Raw genomic sequence first — 17643 nt, 5'->3', positions numbered from 1 at the left:
CGCGCAGTCGGACACCCCGTACAGCGCGCGAGCGCGGCCACCGTCGCGCAGGTGCTGCACGTAGGTGTCGGTCGGCTTGGGCCGAACCGCACAGGGGTGAACGGTCCGGGCGGCTATGGCGTGGCGATGGCGCCCAGGACGTCGGTCCGGGCGGCACGCAACGCGGGGAGGATCGCCGCGAACACACCGACCACGCCGGCTCCGGCGAAGTAGATCGCCATCTGCCCCCACGGTACGACGAGTTCGTTGATGCCCTGTTCCTCGAGGCCCTGCACGGCGGCGACGCCGAGTCCGCCTCCGACGACCACGCCGAGCAGTGCGCCGAAGAGCGAGATGATCACCGCCTCCACCACGATCATCATGATCGTCTGCGTCCGGTTCAGGCCGACCGCGCGGAGCAGTCCGATCTCCCTCACCCGCTCGATGACCGACAGGGCGAGCGTGTTCACCACACCCAGGATGGCGATGACGATGGCGAGACCCAGCAGCAGCTGGATCATCAGCCGGACCTGGTCGAGCGACTCGGTCTGCTGGTCGGCGAAGCTGGACAGGTCCACCACCGAGACTTCCGGATCGTCGGCGAGCAGCGCCTCGATCCGCGGCTTGACCTGATCGACCGGCACCCCGTCGGCGAGCTGCACGTACCCGAGGGAGATCGTTGGGGCGCTGAGGTACTGCGCGGCGTCCTTCGGCAGGGCCATCCCGCCAGGGAGGTCGGATTCCGGGTAGACGGCGGTGACCGTGTAGGTCCGCTGCTGCCCCTTGGCGAACTGGATGGCCACCCGGCTACCCAGCGACAGCCCCAGGTCGGCGGCGTGGTCCTGGTCGACGACGATGTCGCCCGGCCCGAGCCGCCGCGGATCGCCCTGCACCGGGCGCAGGCCGAAGACCTCGGTCAGCGCCCCCAGGTCGTTGATGACGGTCACAAACCGTTGATCGCCGTTGACGAGCGCCTGATCGCGGTAGACCGCGGCCGCCGCGCTCACCCCGGGCAGGGTCGCCACCTGGTCGAAGACCTCGGGACGTACCCCCGGCTGCTGCAGCCCGGTCTGCTCGCCACGCACCACGAGGTCGGCGCGCAGTGACCCGGATGCCAGACCACGGATGCTCTCCGACGCCGAGCCGAGAACCACGCTGACCGCGGTGATCAAGGCAATACCCACCATGAGCGCAGCTGACGTGATCGCGGTGCGGCGCAGGTTCCGCCCGGCGTTGAGCCGGCCGAGCTTGCCGGGCAGGCTGCCGGCGAACGCCCGGCCGAGCAGCGCCACCGCGGGACGGCTGAGCACGGGCGTGAGCAGCGCGACGCCGATGAACGAGGCGAGCACCCCGAGGAGCACGGCGACCATCGCACCGGGCACCACGGCGGTGAGGCCCAGGACCAGCAGCACCGCTCCGACACCGGTGATCAGGGCGCCGACCGTCGCCAGCCGGGTCAGCGGACGGTCCGGCCCGGCGGCGTCGCGCATTGCGGCGATCGGCGGTACGCGGGAGGCGCGCAGTGCCGGCACGACCGCGGCGACCACGGTCACCACGACGCCGACGCCGAATGCCGCAGCGACCGCCGCCGGCGGCACGCTCAGCCCGGCCAGAGTCAGGCCGCCGCTGTACCGGCTGACCAGGTACGCGAGCCCGGCGCCGGCACCGACCCCGGTGGCCAGGCCGAGCACCGCGGCGATCAGGCCGATAACCGTCGCCTCCCCCAACACCGACAACATCACCTGCCGACGGCTCGCGCCGATCGAGCGCAGCAGCGCCATTTCCCGGGTGCGTTGGGCGGCGATGATCGAGAAGGTGTTGAGGATCAGGAAGATGCCGACGAACAGCGCGACCGCGGCGAAGCCGAGCAGGATCTGACTGAAGAACGCCAGCCCGTCGCGGAAGCCAGCGGCAGCTTCATCGGCGAGCTCCGCACCGGTCTTGACGTCGTAGCCGCCGCCGACTGCCTGCCGCACCCGGTCGCGCAGCTCGGCCGGCTCGACCCCGTCGGCGGCCCGGACGTTCAGGCTGCTGAACACGTCGGAGCTGCCGAGCATCAGGCGCTGCGCGACCGGCTGGGTGAAGGCGACGGACATGGTGCCACCGAGGGAGTCCCGGTCGCCGCTGTACCCGAAGATGCCCACCAGCCGGAAGGAGCGGCGTGGCTCACGCGTCAACACGTCGATCGAGTCGCCCACCGCGAAGTCGCCGACCGCGGCCAGTGAGGCGTTGATGGCGACCTCGTCCGGCGCGCTGGGCCCGCGGCCCTCCCGCAACCGGATCAGCGCGCTCTCCTCGGTCCAGCTCTCACCGAGCCGAGGGGCCCCGACCGACGGGATGACCTTGCCGTCGCCGCCGACGACCCGGACGCCGTCGACCGAGACGACGCCGGTCACCTGGGCCACGCCGGGCACTGCCGCGACGGTGTCGATGAGCGACGCCGGCACACTCGTCGGCGCTCCGCCGCCGTCGACCTCGGAGACCTCCACCTTCGCCCCGCCGGTCACGCCCACATCGGTGTCCGAGTAGATCGAGGAGAACATCGAGTCGAAGGAGCGGCCCAGCGTGTCGGTGAGAACCAACGTTCCGGAAACGAAGGTGACCCCGAGGACGACCGCCATTGCAGACATGGCCAGCCGCAGCTTGCGGCTCAACAAGTTCTTCAGGGTAGCCCGAAACATCAGTCGATCACCGCTGTCCGATCGAGTTGCCGTCGATGTGCGTCCCGATCGGCCCGGCCCGACCTACGCGACCTCAACCTATGCGTGCGCCGTGAGCGCCGCGTCGACAGCGCGGACGACGTCCGACGTGCCGAAAGTGGGCTACGGGATCAGGGGCATCCCTGACACCGACCCGACTGCGCAGTTGGCCACGACCGAGGACATCTCCAGCTTCCGGTTCGGCAACAGGTGCATGTTTCACCGCCGCTGCTGATCGACGGATGCTGGCCGGCGTAGTTCGATAACCAGGGATCGTAGCCAGGTCTCGCGCATGGTCGGCTCCGCGGTGATCGCGGCCACCAATGCGGCGCGTCCCTGTTCGGAGCGGCCGTGCGCGACCGCCGCGACCGCTTCGGCCAGGGCTGCCAGCGCTTTCGGGTCGCGGGCCGGGTTGGCGTCCTGGTCGAGCCATCGTGCGACGGGGAACGACCGGGTGGTCTTGGCCTGGTAGTCGCCCAGGTAGCTCCACACGCCGCCGTTCAGGGATATGCCGATCAGTGCGCTACGCGGCAGGTGCGCCGCCCATGGAGCGGCCTGGTACCAGCGCCACGTGTTCGGGCTGGTCTTGGTTCGGACGGTGATGCCGACGAACCGCAGCTTGGTGCGTACCACCGCCCACGGTGCGTTCTCGTCGGCGAGCCACCGGCGCAGCAGGAGGAACAGGTTGGCGTAGGTGCGCCCGCCGTGGACCAGGTCGATGAAGGTGACCGGACGCCGGCGGTGAGCCAGCCGTTGCGGATCGATTCCCAGCTGGCTCATGTTGGTACGGAACTGGGCGACCTCCGCTGAGGTCAGCGTGTCCGGGTCGCTCCACAGCGACAGCGGTAGCCTGTGGCATCGGTTCTGCCACGTCGTGCCGGAGAGCGCGCCGCTGAGCAGGTCGAAGATGCTGTCTGGGGAGCGGCCGACGAAGTACAGGTCGCCGTCGGCGCTGCGGGCCAGCACCCGACCCGCGCATTCGACCAGGTCTGGCAGGAACCACAGGTCGGGGTCGGCGACGCCGTCCAACAAGCCGCCGAGCTGATCCGGAGAAACCAGGTCCCACCGGAACGGCCCGGTCGGCACTCGCCCTGCTTCCACGGGGAAGACCCTAATGGTCTGGGCTGCAGGTGAGCAGCCGGGAATTCCGAACAGCCACGGGAGCGGCGGGCGCACGGGAGCATCGGTGGTCGTGCCGGTCGGGTAGCTTCGCCGGGTTGTCGAACATGTACTCGGGTTGGCAGTCACTTGCCGACGATGTGGTCAGGCAGCGCCGCTGGGATCGAGAGTTACCTGCGGCGGTGAAGTCCGCCTACCGTGCGGCCGCCACCCGGGGTCAGGTCGACGTCGACTTCGGTGCCGGGGCGGTGACGCTCGGTGCGGCAACGCCTCGGCTGGACCTGAGCGGTGAGGGGCCGATGCGGGTGCCTACGTCCGGGCCGGTGCAATGGTCCGCTCTCGATCAGTTGCCCCGCTGTACGGCGTTGACGTGGGCCGGCCCGGACCGGGGCCTCGCCCACGCGTTGGCAGACCACCCGATTGTCTCGTCGCTGACGTGGCGGGACGCCCCGCCGGTCGTGGATCTGGCCGACACTGGTCTGCAACACCTGTCGCTGGCTGGCGCGGATGTTCGCGAGGTGCGGCTGCCTCGTAGCCTGCACGGCCTTGAGCTGGCGGCAATGGATCGGGGCCTTACCGTGTACGCGGCGGACGACGGCCGATGGCTTCGTCTCACCCTGACCGGCGCCGACGCGGCAACTACGATTCCTGCCGGCCTGCACGGTGTTCGAGAGGTCGCCCTGGACGGCAGCGGCACCATGTCCGCTGCTGCCGTGGAGGAACTGAAGGAATTGGAGAGCCTCCGGATCTACTGGCGCAAGCCCCCGGGTCACCTGGTCGACGCCGCTGCCCTGGCCAGCTTGACCTATCTGGCTGTTATCGAGCTTGTCGATGGCTACGGACTGGACGCGGACACCCTGCCTGACCTGGCCTCGCTGACGCAGCTGAGCATCAGTGGTCTACCCGATCGATCTCGCCACCCTTGACGGCCCGATACCGCGGCACCGCGGTGCGCCTGGTCATTGAAGGCGCGAAGCCCGACACGTGGCTGGCCGCCAACCTGAACAACCCGTTGCGCTCAACAGCATCGACCAGAAGTACGAGATCATCGACACGCTGCGCCGGGAGGAAGCCTTCGACGCGTTTATGGAACTCGCCGCCCGGGCTGAAGTGCCAGCGGATCTGGCTGACCAGTGGTTCGACGAGTGGCGTGACTTCTAACTGACTCCATGCGGGCCTGCTACACGCGTCTCAGAGCGATGCAAGATCAGACCAGGGCGCCATGGGTATCGGCTGCGGTGCTGGACGGTGTCTACCGCGAGACCGATGGCCAGATCACGCTGCCCATCCTCGAGATAAACAGTGTGGAGGCGTTGGCGCAGCTTCCCCTGGAGGAGGAGGCGGATGTGCGGTGGAGCGCAGCCGATTGGGAGTACTACGACGACGAGTGGCTTGCCGAGGACCCAACTCGGGATTGGGAGCGGCAGCTAACCATGGAGGCCTGCAGCCCGCCACAGTCGGGTCGAGCTCCGCCGTGAGACACGCGCTCGCGCCTGGCAGGGATCTCGTCCGCGATCAGAGAGGGCCGTGGCCGCCGTACGGATTCCCCATCGGCGTTTGACGTGCCAGACTGCCGGCAATCTTGCCTACCTGCGGGAGGCGCCATGACCATGATCGCCAACGCCTTCCCGGTACCCAACGGCCCCGGCGCGATCTCCGCGGTCGCGTTGGTCGGTCGTGACCGTGAGCTGGCGACGCTGGTCGAAGCGGTGAACCGACCGCCCTCGCTGGTGGTGGTGGACGGCGAGGCCGGCATCGGCAAGACCCGCCTGGTGGACGAGGTACGTTCCTCCGAGCTGAACGACGGCCGGCCGGCCGTGGTGGGGGCGTGCCGGCAGATGGATGAGCCCTTTCCGCTGTTTCCGGTGATCGAGGCGGTTCGTCTGCTGCAGGAACCGCTGCGCGGTGCGACCCTGCCCCCGGTGATGGGCGTTCTCCGCGTGTTGGTGCCGGAGCTGAGCGATCTGCTCCCGCCGATGCCCGAACCAACCGACGACCGGCGCGCCGAGCGGCATCGCGTGTTCCGCGCGCTGGTCGAGGTGCTACGGGTGGCGGGACCGCTGGTGCTGGTGCTGGAGGACCTGCACTGGGCCGACGCGGACACGCCCGAATTCCTGCGCTACCTGCTGGCCGATCCGCCACCCGAGCTGTCGCTGGTCCTCACCTATCGGGGCGAGGAGGTCGCCGCCCCGATTCGCGCCCTCTCGGCCCGCTTGCCCGCAGCGGTGCACCAGGCACACGTACACCTGGCGCCGCTGGACGCTGCCGGCACAGGCGCCCTGGCCGCTGCCATCGTCGGCGTTGACCGGGTCTCAGCAGAGTTCGCCAGTTACTTGTGCGAGCGGGCCTCTGGCCTTCCGTTCGCGATCGAGGAACTGCTGGCGCTGCTGCGCGTCAAGGGCACCCTGGTGTACCGCGAGCGTGGCTGGGCTCGCCGCGCACTGGACCAACTGGACGTGCCAGCCGGAATCCGTAACCAGGTGCTCGAGCGCATCGGCCACCTCAGCCGCGACACCCGTTCGGTGCTGGCTGCCGCGGCCGTACTCGAGGTGTTCGTGCCGCTGGCGGTGCTCATCGAGACCTGCCGGCTACCGCCGTCGCGGGTGTGGCGGGCGGTGGACGACTCGTTGGCCGCCGGGGTGCTGGCGGAGAAGGGCGACCGGGTCGGGTTCCGTCACGTGCTTGCGGCCCAGGCGGTCTATGGCGCGATTCCCGAGCTCCGGCGCCGTCGGTTGCACGCCCAGGCGGCGGACGCGCTGCAGCTGCTGGACCCTCCGCCGCTGGTCCAGATCGCTTCGCACCTGCGCCGCGGTGGCCGTCCGGATGCCTGGGTCGACGCGGCGGAGCGGGCCGCCGATCAGTCGCTCGCACTGGGTCACGACGCGCAGGCCATCCGGCTGTTGGAGGAGGTGCTGCGCGATGCGCCGTTGACGGACGAGGGGGCGGGGCGGATTGCGGTGAAGCTCGGCCGCATGCTGGCCGGTGCCAGCCTTGGCGGCCAGGGGATCGTGGAGCTCCTGGTGGCGGTTCTGGACCGAGATCTGAGCGGGTCGGTCCGGGGCGAGCTTTCGTTGTTGACCGCGATAGCGATGGACGGTGGCCGCAGTGAGCCGCACCGCCAACGTGAGCTGTGTCGGATAGCGGTGGAGCACCTTGATCCAGACCGCCATGATCTGCGGGCTTGGGCGATGGCTTGCCTCGGAATACCACTCGATCTGGACGTACCTCTGACCGAGCACCGGGACTGGCAACAACGGGCCTTGGCCGAGCTTACCCGGGTGCCCGATCCGGAGGTCCAGATCCGGATGCTGGGGAAGGTGGCGATGGTCCAGGTCCTCAACGGCGATCGGCAGTGGCGCGAGTTGCTGGACCGGCTCGAGTGGACCGCCGCGACCGATCCGGGGACAGTGGGGCGGCACCACCGGGTCGAGGCGTGGGCGTGGTACGCGATCGGGGTGGAGGCGTGTTATGTCGGCCACCACGAGTTGGCCGCCGAGATGGTCGCCCGGGCGGCGGGGCGTCCCGAGGCATGGGAGCTGCCGCAACGAGCCGCGAGCCTGCTGTCGGCCCGCGCGCTCGTCGACTACTGCATGGGGGATTGGGACGGCCTACTGCCCCAGGTCGAGCAGCTCATCGACCAGCTTGCCGACTTCGTCCCGGCGCGGACCGAGGTGGAACTGATCGCCGGTGGGCTCCGGCTCGCGCGGGGGGAACTGGGCGAGGCACGGGAACGGCTGGAGACATCCGGCGCGGTCCTCAGCCAGGGCGGTCTGGGTTTCGCCGCCGCCCTTCGCCTGGCCCTCGCCGGCGGTGACCCGTCCGCTGCGCTCGCGATGGTGCGGCAGCAGATGGCGGTGATCCGGCGACGAGGCACGTGGGCACCGCTCGGCCGGTGCCTGCCGGCGATGACCGAGGTGCTGGTTGCCGCTGGTGAATTGGCGGGTGCCCGAGAACTGCTGGCGCAGGCGGCAATCGAGCTGCACTCGCTTGATGTTCCGCTGGCCGGGGCGGCCCTGCGTCACTCCCGGGGAGTTCTCGCTTCGGCTGGCCGACAGTGGCGGGAGGCATCGGCCGGCCTGCTGGCGGCGGCCGAAGCGTACGAGCAACTGCGCTGCCCGTACGAGGCCGCGCAGGCCCGGGAGCGGGCGGCCGGGTGCCAGTTCGCCGATGGGGACCCGGCGGCCGGCGAATCGATGCACGCGGCGCTGGCGACCTACCAGCGGCTGGGCGCCACCTGGGATCTCGACCGGGCAGCGCGGTCCGCCCGCCGGTACGGACTGGCCTTGCCGGCTCGGCATCGCCGGGGTCGGCGGGGGTATGGCGAGCAGCTCTCGCCCCGGGAGCAGGAGGTGGCTCAGCTGGTAACCGACGGTCGGACCAACCAGGAGATCGCCGACGCACTGTTCCTGTCGGTCAGCACCGTCGAGAAGCACGTCGCAGCGGTGATGCGCAAGCTCGGTGCCGGGTCCCGTCGGCAGATTCGGGACCGGATGCCGGCCGTGCCGGCCGACGCTGGTGGTGTGCCGTCGATTTAGTTGGTGGTTTTTCCGCCATTGCTACGCCGTCGCGGGCTGACCAGGCTGCAACCGTGAACGTCGGAAGATCCTCGCCCGGCCCGAAGTCGATGTCCGAGGCGCGGCCGCCGGATGGCTGCCGAGAAGGCGAGGATCCGGCTGCTTCACCGTCTGCGGCCACCGCCGCTGGCGACGGCGAGCCGATGAAGGCGGAGACAGATGGACCACACGACGAGGACTGGCTGCCGTTGTGAGCCGTCACGACTGACCGCCCGTGCTCGGAGCCTCGGGTGACCGGGGCGTTCCGGCGCGCTACGTCGCGCCTGAGCGCGTGGCGGGTTCCCACCCGGCGACTGCTGGCCACCGCTGCGGCGGCCACTCTGGTGGTGGGGCAGGCGGTGGACATCCCGGGGGCCGCGGCGCCGGCATCCGGTTCGACCTGGCCAGCCCCTGCCGGCGCGGCTGCGCGTACCGATCTCGCGCCGGGCACGTACCAGGTGACTCTGCTGACCGGCGACCGGGTGCGGCTGACCGTGGCCGCCGACCAGACCGTCGCGGTCAGTCTCACCCCGCGGCCGCGCTCGGACGGGTCCACCCCGTCCCTGGACTGGTACGCCAGCGATGACGCCGTGTATGTGGTGCCTGACGACGCCAAGCCGCACCTGGACGCCGGACAGCTGGACCGGCGGCTGTTCGACGTGGCGTACCTGGCCCGGTACGGCTTCACTGACGGTGCGGTCGACGGGTTGCCCCTCATCATCGAGTACCCGGACCGGGTGGCACCGGCGGCCGCGTTGCGCACCGCCGGAGTCGAGCCCGCCGCCGGCCGGCCGCTGGGCAGCATCGACGCCACCGCGCTCGACGTGCCCCGTGGCAGGACCGCCGGGGTATGGGCGTCGGTGAGCCAGTCCTGGGCGAAGGCAGCGGGTGCCCGCTCAGCCGCCTCCCCCATTCAGCGCGTGTGGTTGGACGGCATGTCGCGGGTGACGCTGGACGAGAGCGTCCCGCAGATCGGGGCGCCGCAGGCCTGGAGCGCCGGTCTGGACGGTACCGGGGTGACCGTGGCCGTGCTCGACACCGGCTTGGACTTCGACCACCCGGACGTGGCCGGCCGGGTGACGGCGGCACGCGGCTTCATCGACGGCGAGGGCACGGCTGACGGGTTCGGTCACGGCACGCATGTGGCTACCACCATCGCCGGCAGCGGCGCCGCCTCCGGCGGCAGGTACCGCGGGGTGGCCCCGGGCGCCTCGCTGGCCATCGGCAAGGTGTGCACCAACACCGGGCTCTGCCCTCTCTACCGCAACGGCGTCAAGGTGTCCCCGGACGTGTCCCTCGGGTTCCCCGGGTTCCCGATGGCCGCCGAGGTCAGCGACTATCGGCTGGTGATGGACCTCACCACCGCCGAGGACCGGTCCATCACGGAGTGGCAGTTCCGCAGCGGTGCCGGCAGCGGCGTCAAGCCGGCCGATGGATTCCCGTGCCTGCGCAACGGCTTGTTTGGCGGCAACTTCCCGTGTCAGGTGGAGCCGTTGCTCTTCATGCGGTACGCCGGGCTCGACACCGACCTGCGCGACCGGGTGGCCGCACCCGGCGCTCACCGGTTCGAGGTGGCCGTCGATCGGCAGTTGGCCGCGTCCGTCGCACCCGGCGTCGCCGGTCTGAAGCTGTGGGCCAGCTACGACAACGGCACCACCTGGCACGAGGCGAAGGTCACGCCGCTGTCCGCTGGCCGGTACTCGGTGACGGTCGCGCACCCGGCGGCCATCCGACGCGCCACCGACTCGGTCACGCTCCGCGCCGAAGCGTGGGACACGGCCGGTAACCGGATCCGACAGACGTTGCCGGATGCCTACCGGCTGACCGAGCGCAATCCCCGCCTGCGCGGAGCCGAGCTGCCCTGACGCCGCGCTGAGGTGGCGACCGCACCATCCCCGGCCGGAGCGAAAGCACTGTGGCCGGGGACGGCGACGACCGTCGCAATACCGCGAAGACCACAAGTTCCCGTCTGCTCCCTAGTGTCGAACCATCGAGGAGGATGAATGTTCCCACATCGTCGACGGACCGTCGTCACGGCGGCCCTGCTGGCGGCGGTGCTGCCGCTGACCGCAGCCGCGGCCCCAGCGAACGCCGAACCGCCCGATGCCTTGGCGGCCACGCCGGGACTGCGCCAACTCATCGGCAGCACAGCGAAGGTCCACGACATCACACTGGTCACCGGCGACAAGGTGCACGTGACGATCCCCGCCGGGGGGCAACCTCGGGTCGAGGCCCAGGTGTCGGCCCGTCCGGACGGCCGGCAGGTCCTCGTCCGGTCGCTGGTTGACCAGGACAACCTCTATGTGCTGCCGTCGGATGCGGCCGAACTGGTCGCGACCGGGCGGCTGGACCGCCGCCTCTTCGATGTGCGCCGGCTGATCGCCGACGGACGCACCGACGCCGCGGCGGCCACCCTGCCGATCGTCGTCGGCTACGAGGGGGCCGGTCCGGACCTGAGGTCGGCCCGCGCCAGGGCGAGGGCGCAGGACGCGCTGCGGGCCAGAGCCGACGACCTGCCGGGCAGCAGGGCGGTGCGGGCCCTCGACAGCATCAACGGCGCCGCCCTGGGCGTGGCGAAGAAGGAAGCGGCGGCGTTCTGGGCGCGGGTGTCGCCCAAGCCGGGCCAACTCGGTGCAGGGCTGGACCAGATCTGGCTGGACGGCACCGCGCGGGTGTCGCTGGACGTCAGCGTGCCGTTGACGGGAGCGCCACAGGCGTGGGCGGCGGGCCTGGACGGCACCGGGGTCAGCGTCGCGGTGCTGGACACGGGCATCGACGCCCAGCATCCGGATCTGACCGGCAAGGTGGTGGCGAGCGAGAGCTTCGTGCAGGGACAGACGGTGGCCGACGGCCACGGGCACGGCACCCACGTCGCGGCCACGATCGCCAGCACCGACGGCACCTACCGGGGCATGGCGCCCGGAGCCGGCCTGCTGGTCGGCAAGGTCTGCGGCAACGACGGTTCGTGCAGCGACTCCGACGTGATCGCCGGGATGGAGTGGGCCGCCACCGACCGGGACGCCGACATCGTCAGCATGAGCCTCAGCGGTGAGCCCACCGACGGTACCGACCCGCTGAGCCAGGCGGTCAACACCCTCACCGCCAGCACCGGCACGCTGTTCGTCATCGCCGCCGGCAACGCCGGCGCACCCCGCACCGTCGGCTCACCCGGGGCTGCCGACGCGGCGTTGACCGTGGCAGCGGTGGACAAGTCCGGTGGGTTTGCCGGGTTCTCCAGCCGCGGCCCCCGCGTCGGGGACCACGCGCTCAAGCCGGAGATCGCCGCGCCGGGCGTGGCGATCAGCGCGGCCAAGCCGGGCGGCGGCCACCAGTCGATGTCGGGCACCTCGATGGCCACCCCGCACGTCGCGGGCGCCGCGGCGATCCTGGCCCAGCAGCACCCGGACTGGTCCCCGGCCCAGCTCAAGGCGGCGCTGATCGGCACGGCCAAGGACGACAGCTACTCGGTCTACCAGACCGGTTCCGGCCAGCTCGACGTCGCCGCCGCGATCCGGTCCGCCGTGGTCCCGGCGACCGCCAGCGTGGACTTCGCCAGGCTGAGGCTTCCCCAGCAGGGCTCGCCGGCCAGCCGTACGATGACCTACCGCAACACGGGAACCCAGCCGGTGACGCTCGCTGTCTCAGCATCGCTCACCAAGCCGGAGGGCGCGGCCGCACCAGCCGGGATGCTGACGGCCAGCCCGGCCAGCCTGGAGGTACCGGCCGGCGGCACCGCCGACGTCACGGTCACCCTCGACCCGACGCTGGGCACGGCGGGGCTCTACTCCGGCCAGATCGTGGCCACGGCTGGCGACGTGACGCTGCGGACGCCGGTCGGCGCCTACAAGGAGCCGCCGGGCTACGACCTGACCGTCCACGTGCCGGCACGGGCCGACGCCACCCGCGTACTCCGCGGCACGGTCATCGCACGACGCATCGACGTGGACACCGGTGAATGGATCATCCTACCCGCCGCCGCGACCGCGAGCGCGCATGTCGACGAAGGCGTCTACACCGTGACCTCGATAGCCCTGTTCGACTACGACACCAACGAGCTGAACCACGCGGTGGCGCTCGCCGACCCGCAGGTCGAGGTGTCCGCCGACACCACCATCACACTCGACATGAACAAGGCCGTACCGATCGAGGTCACCGCAGACCGGCCCGCCGAAGAGTACGGGGCGACGCTCAACTTCTGGCACCAGGTGGACGGCGCGCCCACGGCCTTCGGCGAGTGGACCGGCCAAATGCCGTACGGCATCAAGGCCTGGGCGGTGCCTACGGAAACGGCCACGATCGGGAAATTCTACTTCGAACACGGACACGTGCTGGGCACTCCGGTCCTCACCGCCCGGGTCCCGGAGCTGGGGAACCTAGCCACCCTGCATCCGCGCTACCAGAACTACTCGGCGAGCGTGCAGCGGCTCGACGGCCGGGGTCGCCTGCCGATCGTCGACGTCGGACCGGGCGGCGAGGCTGACTTCGCTCGGGTTGATATACGCGGCAAGGTCGCCCTACTGGACGTCGGTGACCGGTCGATCGCCCCGGTCCTCGGTGCCGAGAACGTCATTCCTGAGCTCCGCCGGGCCGCGCGCGCCGGTGCCGTCGCGGTGCTCGCCTACGGCGACGAGGGAATGCCGCTCCTGACCGGCTACCAGCACCCTTACGGCCTCTTCCCGCTGCCCACCATCGCGGTGCCGGCGACAGAGGGCCGGGCTGTCCGGGCACAGTTGGCCAAGGGCAAGGCAATCTTCGACTACCACGGACAGCCGGCCATTCCCGACGTCTACACCCTGTCCTACCTTGAGCAGGGGGGCATCCCCGGCTCGCTGGCCCAGCAGGTGACCGATGCGAACCTGGTCAACATCCAGCAGGAATACCACGCCGACCGGCCGGTCGCGCAGGAACTGCACGCCCAGCCATTCTGGCCGACACTGATCGCCGTCGACGGCGTCGCCGCGTCCTTCACCACGCTGACGCTGGAGGAAACGGTCGGACCCACCGCCCGGACCCAGCACATCGGACCGGTCTCGGACACCACCCTCTGGTTCCGCGGGACGATCATCGCCGACCTCGCGGAATGGCTGGCCGAGGGGCCCAACCACCATTACTCGTATCGGCGCGGTTTCATGTACACCGAGGAGGTCTTCAATCGCTCGCACACCCGGACGGAGACCTGGGGCGAGGGACCCACGCCACCGGGCTCCCTGACCGCCGGCCCGCAGACGCTGGCCGTGCTGTCGAATGAGATGCCCTGCGCCGTCTGTCGGTACACCGGGCTGTCCTCGGCCGACGTCCTGCCGATTTTCACGCTGGGTGTGGACGAGGACGGACATTACGACCAGCTGACCAGCTACTCCAACCACAAGGAGTCCGACAAACTCCCCGGGGTGGAAGAGATCCACCTCTACGCCGACGGCGTGGAACTGCCTCAGCGGAGCTTCTCCACGATTCCGGGAGTGCTGCCCTACTACGAGCTACCCAGCGGACCAGCCGCGTACCGCATGACCCAGCACCTGGAGAACATCTTGCCGCACGGCGGTTACGGCACCAAGGTCGACAGCGAGTGGACCTTCCAGTCGCAGACGCCGACCGGCAAGGAAACCCCACCCGGGTACGATCGGAGCAGTTTCTGTTACGACAAGTGCCGCGTGGAGCCGCTGATCTTCCTGCGGTACGACTTCGACCTCAACCTGGACAACCGACTGCCGGCCGGTCGTACGCACCTGTTCACGATCGAGCCCTACCGTCAGGCGTCCACGGAAGCCCTGCCGGAGATCGCCGGCCTGACCGTGCAGGCGAGCTATGACGGCGGCAGAACCTGGAGCGATTTGCGTGCCACGCCGCAGACCGATGGGAAGTATCAAGTGCGGGCGATCCACCCGAGGCGACCGGGCAGCGAGACGGTGAAGCTGCGGACCGTGGCTTGGGACGCCGCTGGCAACCGGATCGTGCAGACACTGCAGGATGCCTACGGGCTGACCACCCGAGGCTGACCGATCGAGGGCGACGCTGCCCGTCACGCCGCAAGCACGACGTGACGGGCAGCACGCCGTTCACCCTGCCGCTCGCGGCCGGTCGGTCGGCATCGCCGAAGTGTGGCCGCCGCTGACTGGCGCCGCAGTGAGGTCGCCGGGCCGCTACCGCTGGCCACAGCAGTGGTGCCCCTGTCGCTCCGGGTCCATCGATGGCCGGCAGGTCGGTACGCCGGCGGAGTTGGTGCAGGTCACCTATCTTCGCCACCATGAGTGACGACGAGAAGCAGCGCCGCGTCTGGGACCGGCACGCCGCCGGCTACGACCGGCAGATGGCCTTCATCGAACGCCGCTTGCTGCGCGACACCCGGGCATGGATCTGCCGACAGGCCACCGGCGCCACCCTCGAGGTCGCCATCGGTACCGGCCGGAACCTGCCCCACTACCCCGACGGCGTACGGATCACCGGGGTGGAGCTGAGCCCCAGGATGCTGGAGATCGGGCGTCGGCGGGCCACCGAACTGGGCCGGGAGGTCGACCTGCGGCTCGGTACCGCCCACCACCTGGACTTTCCCGATGCCACCTTCGACACCGTCGTCTGCACCCTCTCACTCTGCGCGATACCGGACGACCACCGGGCGGTCGAGGAGATGGTCCGGGTCCTGCGCCCCGGCGGTCTGCTCCTGCTGGCCGACCATGTGGTCGGCGCCAACCGTCCCGTTCGAGCGATTCAACGCCTCATCGAACTGGTCAGCGTTCCGGCGGCCGGTGAGCATTTCCGGCGGCGTCCGATCCGTGACGTGGCCTCGGCCGGTCTGCACATCGAGCAGCATCAGCGATTCGCTGCTGGTGTGATCGAACGCCTCGCGGCCCGTAAGCCGGCCAGCGGGTGAGCAAGATGCTGCCCTGACCCACCTGTCCATCGAGGGGCTGGTCCTGATGGACGAGGTCCCTGCGCCACCGGCCGTCGTCGCCACCCTTCTGACGTCCGGCATGTTCGGTCACTGGACTAAGTCCGTAGGATCGCTCGGGTGAGGTCGGCGTGGGACGAGTCGATCATCAGCGCGTCCCAGTCCTGCCCGACCAGCACGATCCGCCCGGCCGGGGTCAGCACCCGATGCGCCTCCGCCAACGCCGCAGCCGGGTCCGGCAGCTCGTGCAGGACCTTGTCCGCCCGGTATCCGGACACCGCCTGGTCGGGCAGTGGGAGAGATTCGGCGCTGGCCACCCGGAAGTCGGCCGCCGGCCAACGGCGGCGCGCCGTGGTGATCATCAGCTCGTCCGGGTCGACGCCGAATGCGGCCATTCCACGCTGGTGGAGCTCGGCCACCGCCCGTCCTGTGCCGCAGCCCACGTCGACAAGGGAGGCGCCGGGGGAGAGGTGCAGCAACTCGTAACTGTGGTGCCGTAGCCGCACCGCGCCCGCCTCGGTCTCCGCGGCGTCGAGTCGCGCGATCAGCTCCGCGGTGGCATCCATCGTGTCGTCGGTCATGGACGTCACACTCCGACTTCAGGTCGACCTGAAGTCAAGGGTCGGACCCGATGGCCGCGTACGCCCGCTCCGGCTACTTCGACACGATCCGCGCCGAACACGCCGGCGGCCAGCAGGCCGGCCGGGGCGCCGAGAGCGCGTAGTTCGACGAGCAGGCGCTCCTGCCGCTGTGCGCTGAACAACCGACCAGTTCCCACGATGCGTATGTTCCTAACGGGCGAGCCAGCCTCCGTCCACCGGAAGGACGGCCCCGTGCACGTACCGGGCGGCGTCGGAGGCGAGGAAGACCGCGGCGCCCATGAGATCCTCGGGGGTGCCCCAGCGGCCGGCCGGGATGCGGTCGCGGATGGCAGGTTCCCGATCTGGGTCGGCGCGCAGGGCCGCGGTGTTGTCGGTCGCAATGTAGCCGGGCGCGATCGCGTTGACGTTGATGCCGTGTGCGGCCCACTCGTTGGCCAACGCCCGGGTGAGTCCGACGACGGCGTGTTTGGCGGCGGTGTAGGACGGCACCCGGATACCGCCCTGGTACGACAGCATCGACGCGCTGTTGATGATCTTTCCGCGCCCCTGGTCGAGCATGATCCGGCCGGCCGCCTGACACAGGTGGAATACCGCGTCGAGGTCGACGCGCAGCACGGCCGTCCAGTCCTCCGCTGAGTGGGTGACGGCGGCCGCGCGGCGAATGATGCCGGCGTTGTTCACCAGAATGTCGAGACGGCCGAGTCCGGCGGCGGCCGTCTCGACGGCGTCGGCGAGTTCGTCTGGCCCGGCGGTGGCGAGGTCGACAGGTACAAGGAGGGCCTGCCGACCGAGCTTCTCCACCGCGGCGATCGTTTCGGCGGGGTCGGTGCGGCCCAGCAGGGCGATGTCGGCACCCGCCTGGGCCAGCGCGGTCGCGACGGCCTGACCGATGCCGCGGTTCGCGCCGGTGACCAGGGCGACCCGCCCGTCGAGGCGGAAGGCGTCCAGGACCATCGTCACAGGCCCAGGTTGCGCAGGGTCGAGACGGTCTGGCCGACCCAGGCCAGGTCGGCGTCCTCGCGGGCGCCCTGGGTGCGTTGGGTGCCGCCCAGGAACCACAGGAAGTACGTGGTGTAGCCGGGTGCGCTGACGACGGTGTGGTAGCCCTCCGGCATCATCTGCATCACGTGATCTCGGATGGTGACGTTCTCCTCGTATCCGTCGTCGGTGTAGACCCGGCTGATGCCGAACCCGTTCGGCGGGTTGACCCGGTAGTAGTACATCTCCTCGTGCGCCGCCTCGGCGGGCAGGTCGTCGACCCGGTGCCGGTGCGGCGGGTAGGTGCTCCAGTTTCCGGACGGCGTGTAGGTCTCGCCGACGATGAGCCGGCGGGCGGGCAGGTCCGGTTGGCTGACCTCGGTGAGGATCTGGTGGTAGGTCCGACCGAAGTTGGCCCCGCCCCAGCGCCCGCTGGCGACCTGTTCCGGTGCGATGACGTACGGATCGGTGGCCAGGTCGCTGGGGGCGCTGGGCAGGGCGATCTCCACGTCGGTGACCGCCTCCACCATGATGATGGCGCCCGCCGGAACGTACACCGAATGTGGCTTGCCGGAGAAGACGTCGGCACGCTGGCCGACCTCCGGGAAGTGGTGGTCGGCGACGGTGAAGTTCGCGGTGCCGCCGAGGATGACCGCGAGGATCTCCCGGCCGCCGGACCCGCCGGTCCAGGACTGACCGGCCGACAGCTTCAGGAGGGTGAAGTCCAGTAGCCGGCAGGGGTTGACGGGCAGCGTGTTGTTGCCGTCGATGGCGGGAATGGTGCAGTGGTATCGGTAGTTCATGGTCACCTTTCGAGGATCCGTGGG

At 70.2% G+C, this 17643-nt stretch carries 12 protein-coding genes; 7 read left to right on the top strand and 5 right to left on the bottom strand.

Features of this window, described 5'->3' with window-relative positions; genetic code table 11:
• Positions 1-113: 113 nt before the first annotated feature.
• Both AB0I11_RS23760 and AB0I11_RS23755 read right to left on the bottom strand, forming a co-directional pair.
• Positions 114-2660 (bottom strand): FtsX-like permease family protein, encoded by a 2547-nt coding sequence (locus AB0I11_RS23760; RefSeq protein WP_357324421.1) that lies wholly within the window; start codon positions 2658-2660, stop codon positions 114-116.
• A gap of 237 nt (positions 2661-2897) precedes the next feature.
• Positions 2898-3764 carry a hypothetical protein gene (locus AB0I11_RS23755; RefSeq protein WP_357324418.1) on the bottom strand — a complete coding sequence of 289 codons (867 nt, stop codon included), beginning with the start codon at positions 3762-3764 and terminating at the stop codon, positions 2898-2900.
• A gap of 131 nt (positions 3765-3895) precedes the next feature.
• Here AB0I11_RS23755 and AB0I11_RS23750 point away from each other — a divergent pair, with 131 nt between their 5' ends.
• The 7 genes from AB0I11_RS23750 (at position 3896) to AB0I11_RS23720 (ending at position 15218) form a co-directional block, all read left to right on the top strand.
• Complete coding sequence (locus tag AB0I11_RS23750; protein WP_357324416.1) at positions 3896-4723, top strand: hypothetical protein; 828 nt, start codon at positions 3896-3898, stop codon at positions 4721-4723.
• Between the two features lie 58 nt (positions 4724-4781).
• Positions 4782-4958: a hypothetical protein gene (locus tag AB0I11_RS23745; protein WP_357324413.1), complete on the top strand. Its 177-nt coding sequence runs from the start codon at positions 4782-4784 to the stop codon at positions 4956-4958.
• Between the two features lie 77 nt (positions 4959-5035).
• Positions 5036-5275 (top strand): DUF4303 domain-containing protein, encoded by a 240-nt coding sequence (locus AB0I11_RS23740; protein WP_357324410.1) that lies wholly within the window; start codon positions 5036-5038, stop codon positions 5273-5275.
• A gap of 126 nt (positions 5276-5401) precedes the next feature.
• Positions 5402-8332: an AAA family ATPase gene (locus tag AB0I11_RS23735; protein WP_357324407.1), complete on the top strand. Its 2931-nt coding sequence runs from the start codon at positions 5402-5404 to the stop codon at positions 8330-8332.
• A 476-nt stretch (positions 8333-8808) separates the two neighbouring features.
• On the top strand, positions 8809-10215 hold the full coding sequence (locus tag AB0I11_RS23730) for a S8 family serine peptidase (protein WP_357324404.1): 1407 nt from the start codon (positions 8809-8811) through the stop codon (positions 10213-10215).
• Between the two features lie 138 nt (positions 10216-10353).
• Complete coding sequence (locus tag AB0I11_RS23725; protein WP_357324401.1) at positions 10354-14346, top strand: S8 family serine peptidase; 3993 nt, start codon at positions 10354-10356, stop codon at positions 14344-14346.
• Between the two features lie 248 nt (positions 14347-14594).
• Complete coding sequence (locus tag AB0I11_RS23720) at positions 14595-15218, top strand: class I SAM-dependent methyltransferase (protein WP_357324398.1); 624 nt, start codon at positions 14595-14597, stop codon at positions 15216-15218.
• A 116-nt stretch (positions 15219-15334) separates the two neighbouring features.
• Here the strand turns inward: AB0I11_RS23720 and AB0I11_RS23715 are convergent, their stop codons facing one another.
• The 3 genes from AB0I11_RS23715 to iolB all read right to left on the bottom strand — a co-directional run bounded on the left by AB0I11_RS23715 (position 15335) and on the right by iolB (position 17619).
• Positions 15335-15817, bottom strand: coding sequence for a methyltransferase domain-containing protein (locus AB0I11_RS23715; protein WP_357324395.1), 483 nt, complete (start codon positions 15815-15817; stop codon positions 15335-15337).
• 210 nt (positions 15818-16027) lie between these two features.
• On the bottom strand, positions 16028-16792 hold the full coding sequence (gene kduD / locus AB0I11_RS23710) for a 2-dehydro-3-deoxy-D-gluconate 5-dehydrogenase KduD (RefSeq protein WP_357324463.1): 765 nt from the start codon (positions 16790-16792) through the stop codon (positions 16028-16030).
• A 2-nt stretch (positions 16793-16794) separates the two neighbouring features.
• Positions 16795-17619 carry a 5-deoxy-glucuronate isomerase gene (gene iolB, locus AB0I11_RS23705; protein ID WP_357324392.1) on the bottom strand — a complete coding sequence of 275 codons (825 nt, stop codon included), beginning with the start codon at positions 17617-17619 and terminating at the stop codon, positions 16795-16797.
• Positions 17620-17643 lie beyond the last annotated feature (24 nt).

Source organism: Micromonospora sp. NPDC050495 (assembly GCF_040655175.1).
Classification (GTDB): domain Bacteria; phylum Actinomycetota; class Actinomycetes; order Mycobacteriales; family Micromonosporaceae; genus Micromonospora.
The sequence above is the reverse complement of the archived record's forward strand: the minus strand, read 5'-3'. Positions and strand labels throughout refer to the sequence as shown.

Excerpts from the sequence above, each read along its gene's own strand:
- AB0I11_RS23760 (WP_357324421.1), bottom strand. The coding sequence starts at position 2,660 with ATGTTTCGGGCTACCCTGAAGAACTTGTTGAGCCGCAAGCTGCGGCTG.
- iolB (WP_357324392.1), bottom strand. The coding sequence starts at position 17,619 with ATGAACTACCGATACCACTGCACCATTCCCGCCATCGACGGCAACAAC.
- AB0I11_RS23715 (WP_357324395.1), bottom strand. The coding sequence starts at position 15,817 with ATGACCGACGACACGATGGATGCCACCGCGGAGCTGATCGCGCGACTC.
- kduD (WP_357324463.1), bottom strand. The coding sequence starts at position 16,792 with ATGGTCCTGGACGCCTTCCGCCTCGACGGGCGGGTCGCCCTGGTCACC.
- AB0I11_RS23725 (WP_357324401.1), top strand. The coding sequence starts at position 10,354 with ATGTTCCCACATCGTCGACGGACCGTCGTCACGGCGGCCCTGCTGGCG.
- AB0I11_RS23735 (WP_357324407.1), top strand. The coding sequence starts at position 5,402 with ATGACCATGATCGCCAACGCCTTCCCGGTACCCAACGGCCCCGGCGCG.
- AB0I11_RS23720 (WP_357324398.1), top strand. The coding sequence starts at position 14,595 with ATGAGTGACGACGAGAAGCAGCGCCGCGTCTGGGACCGGCACGCCGCC.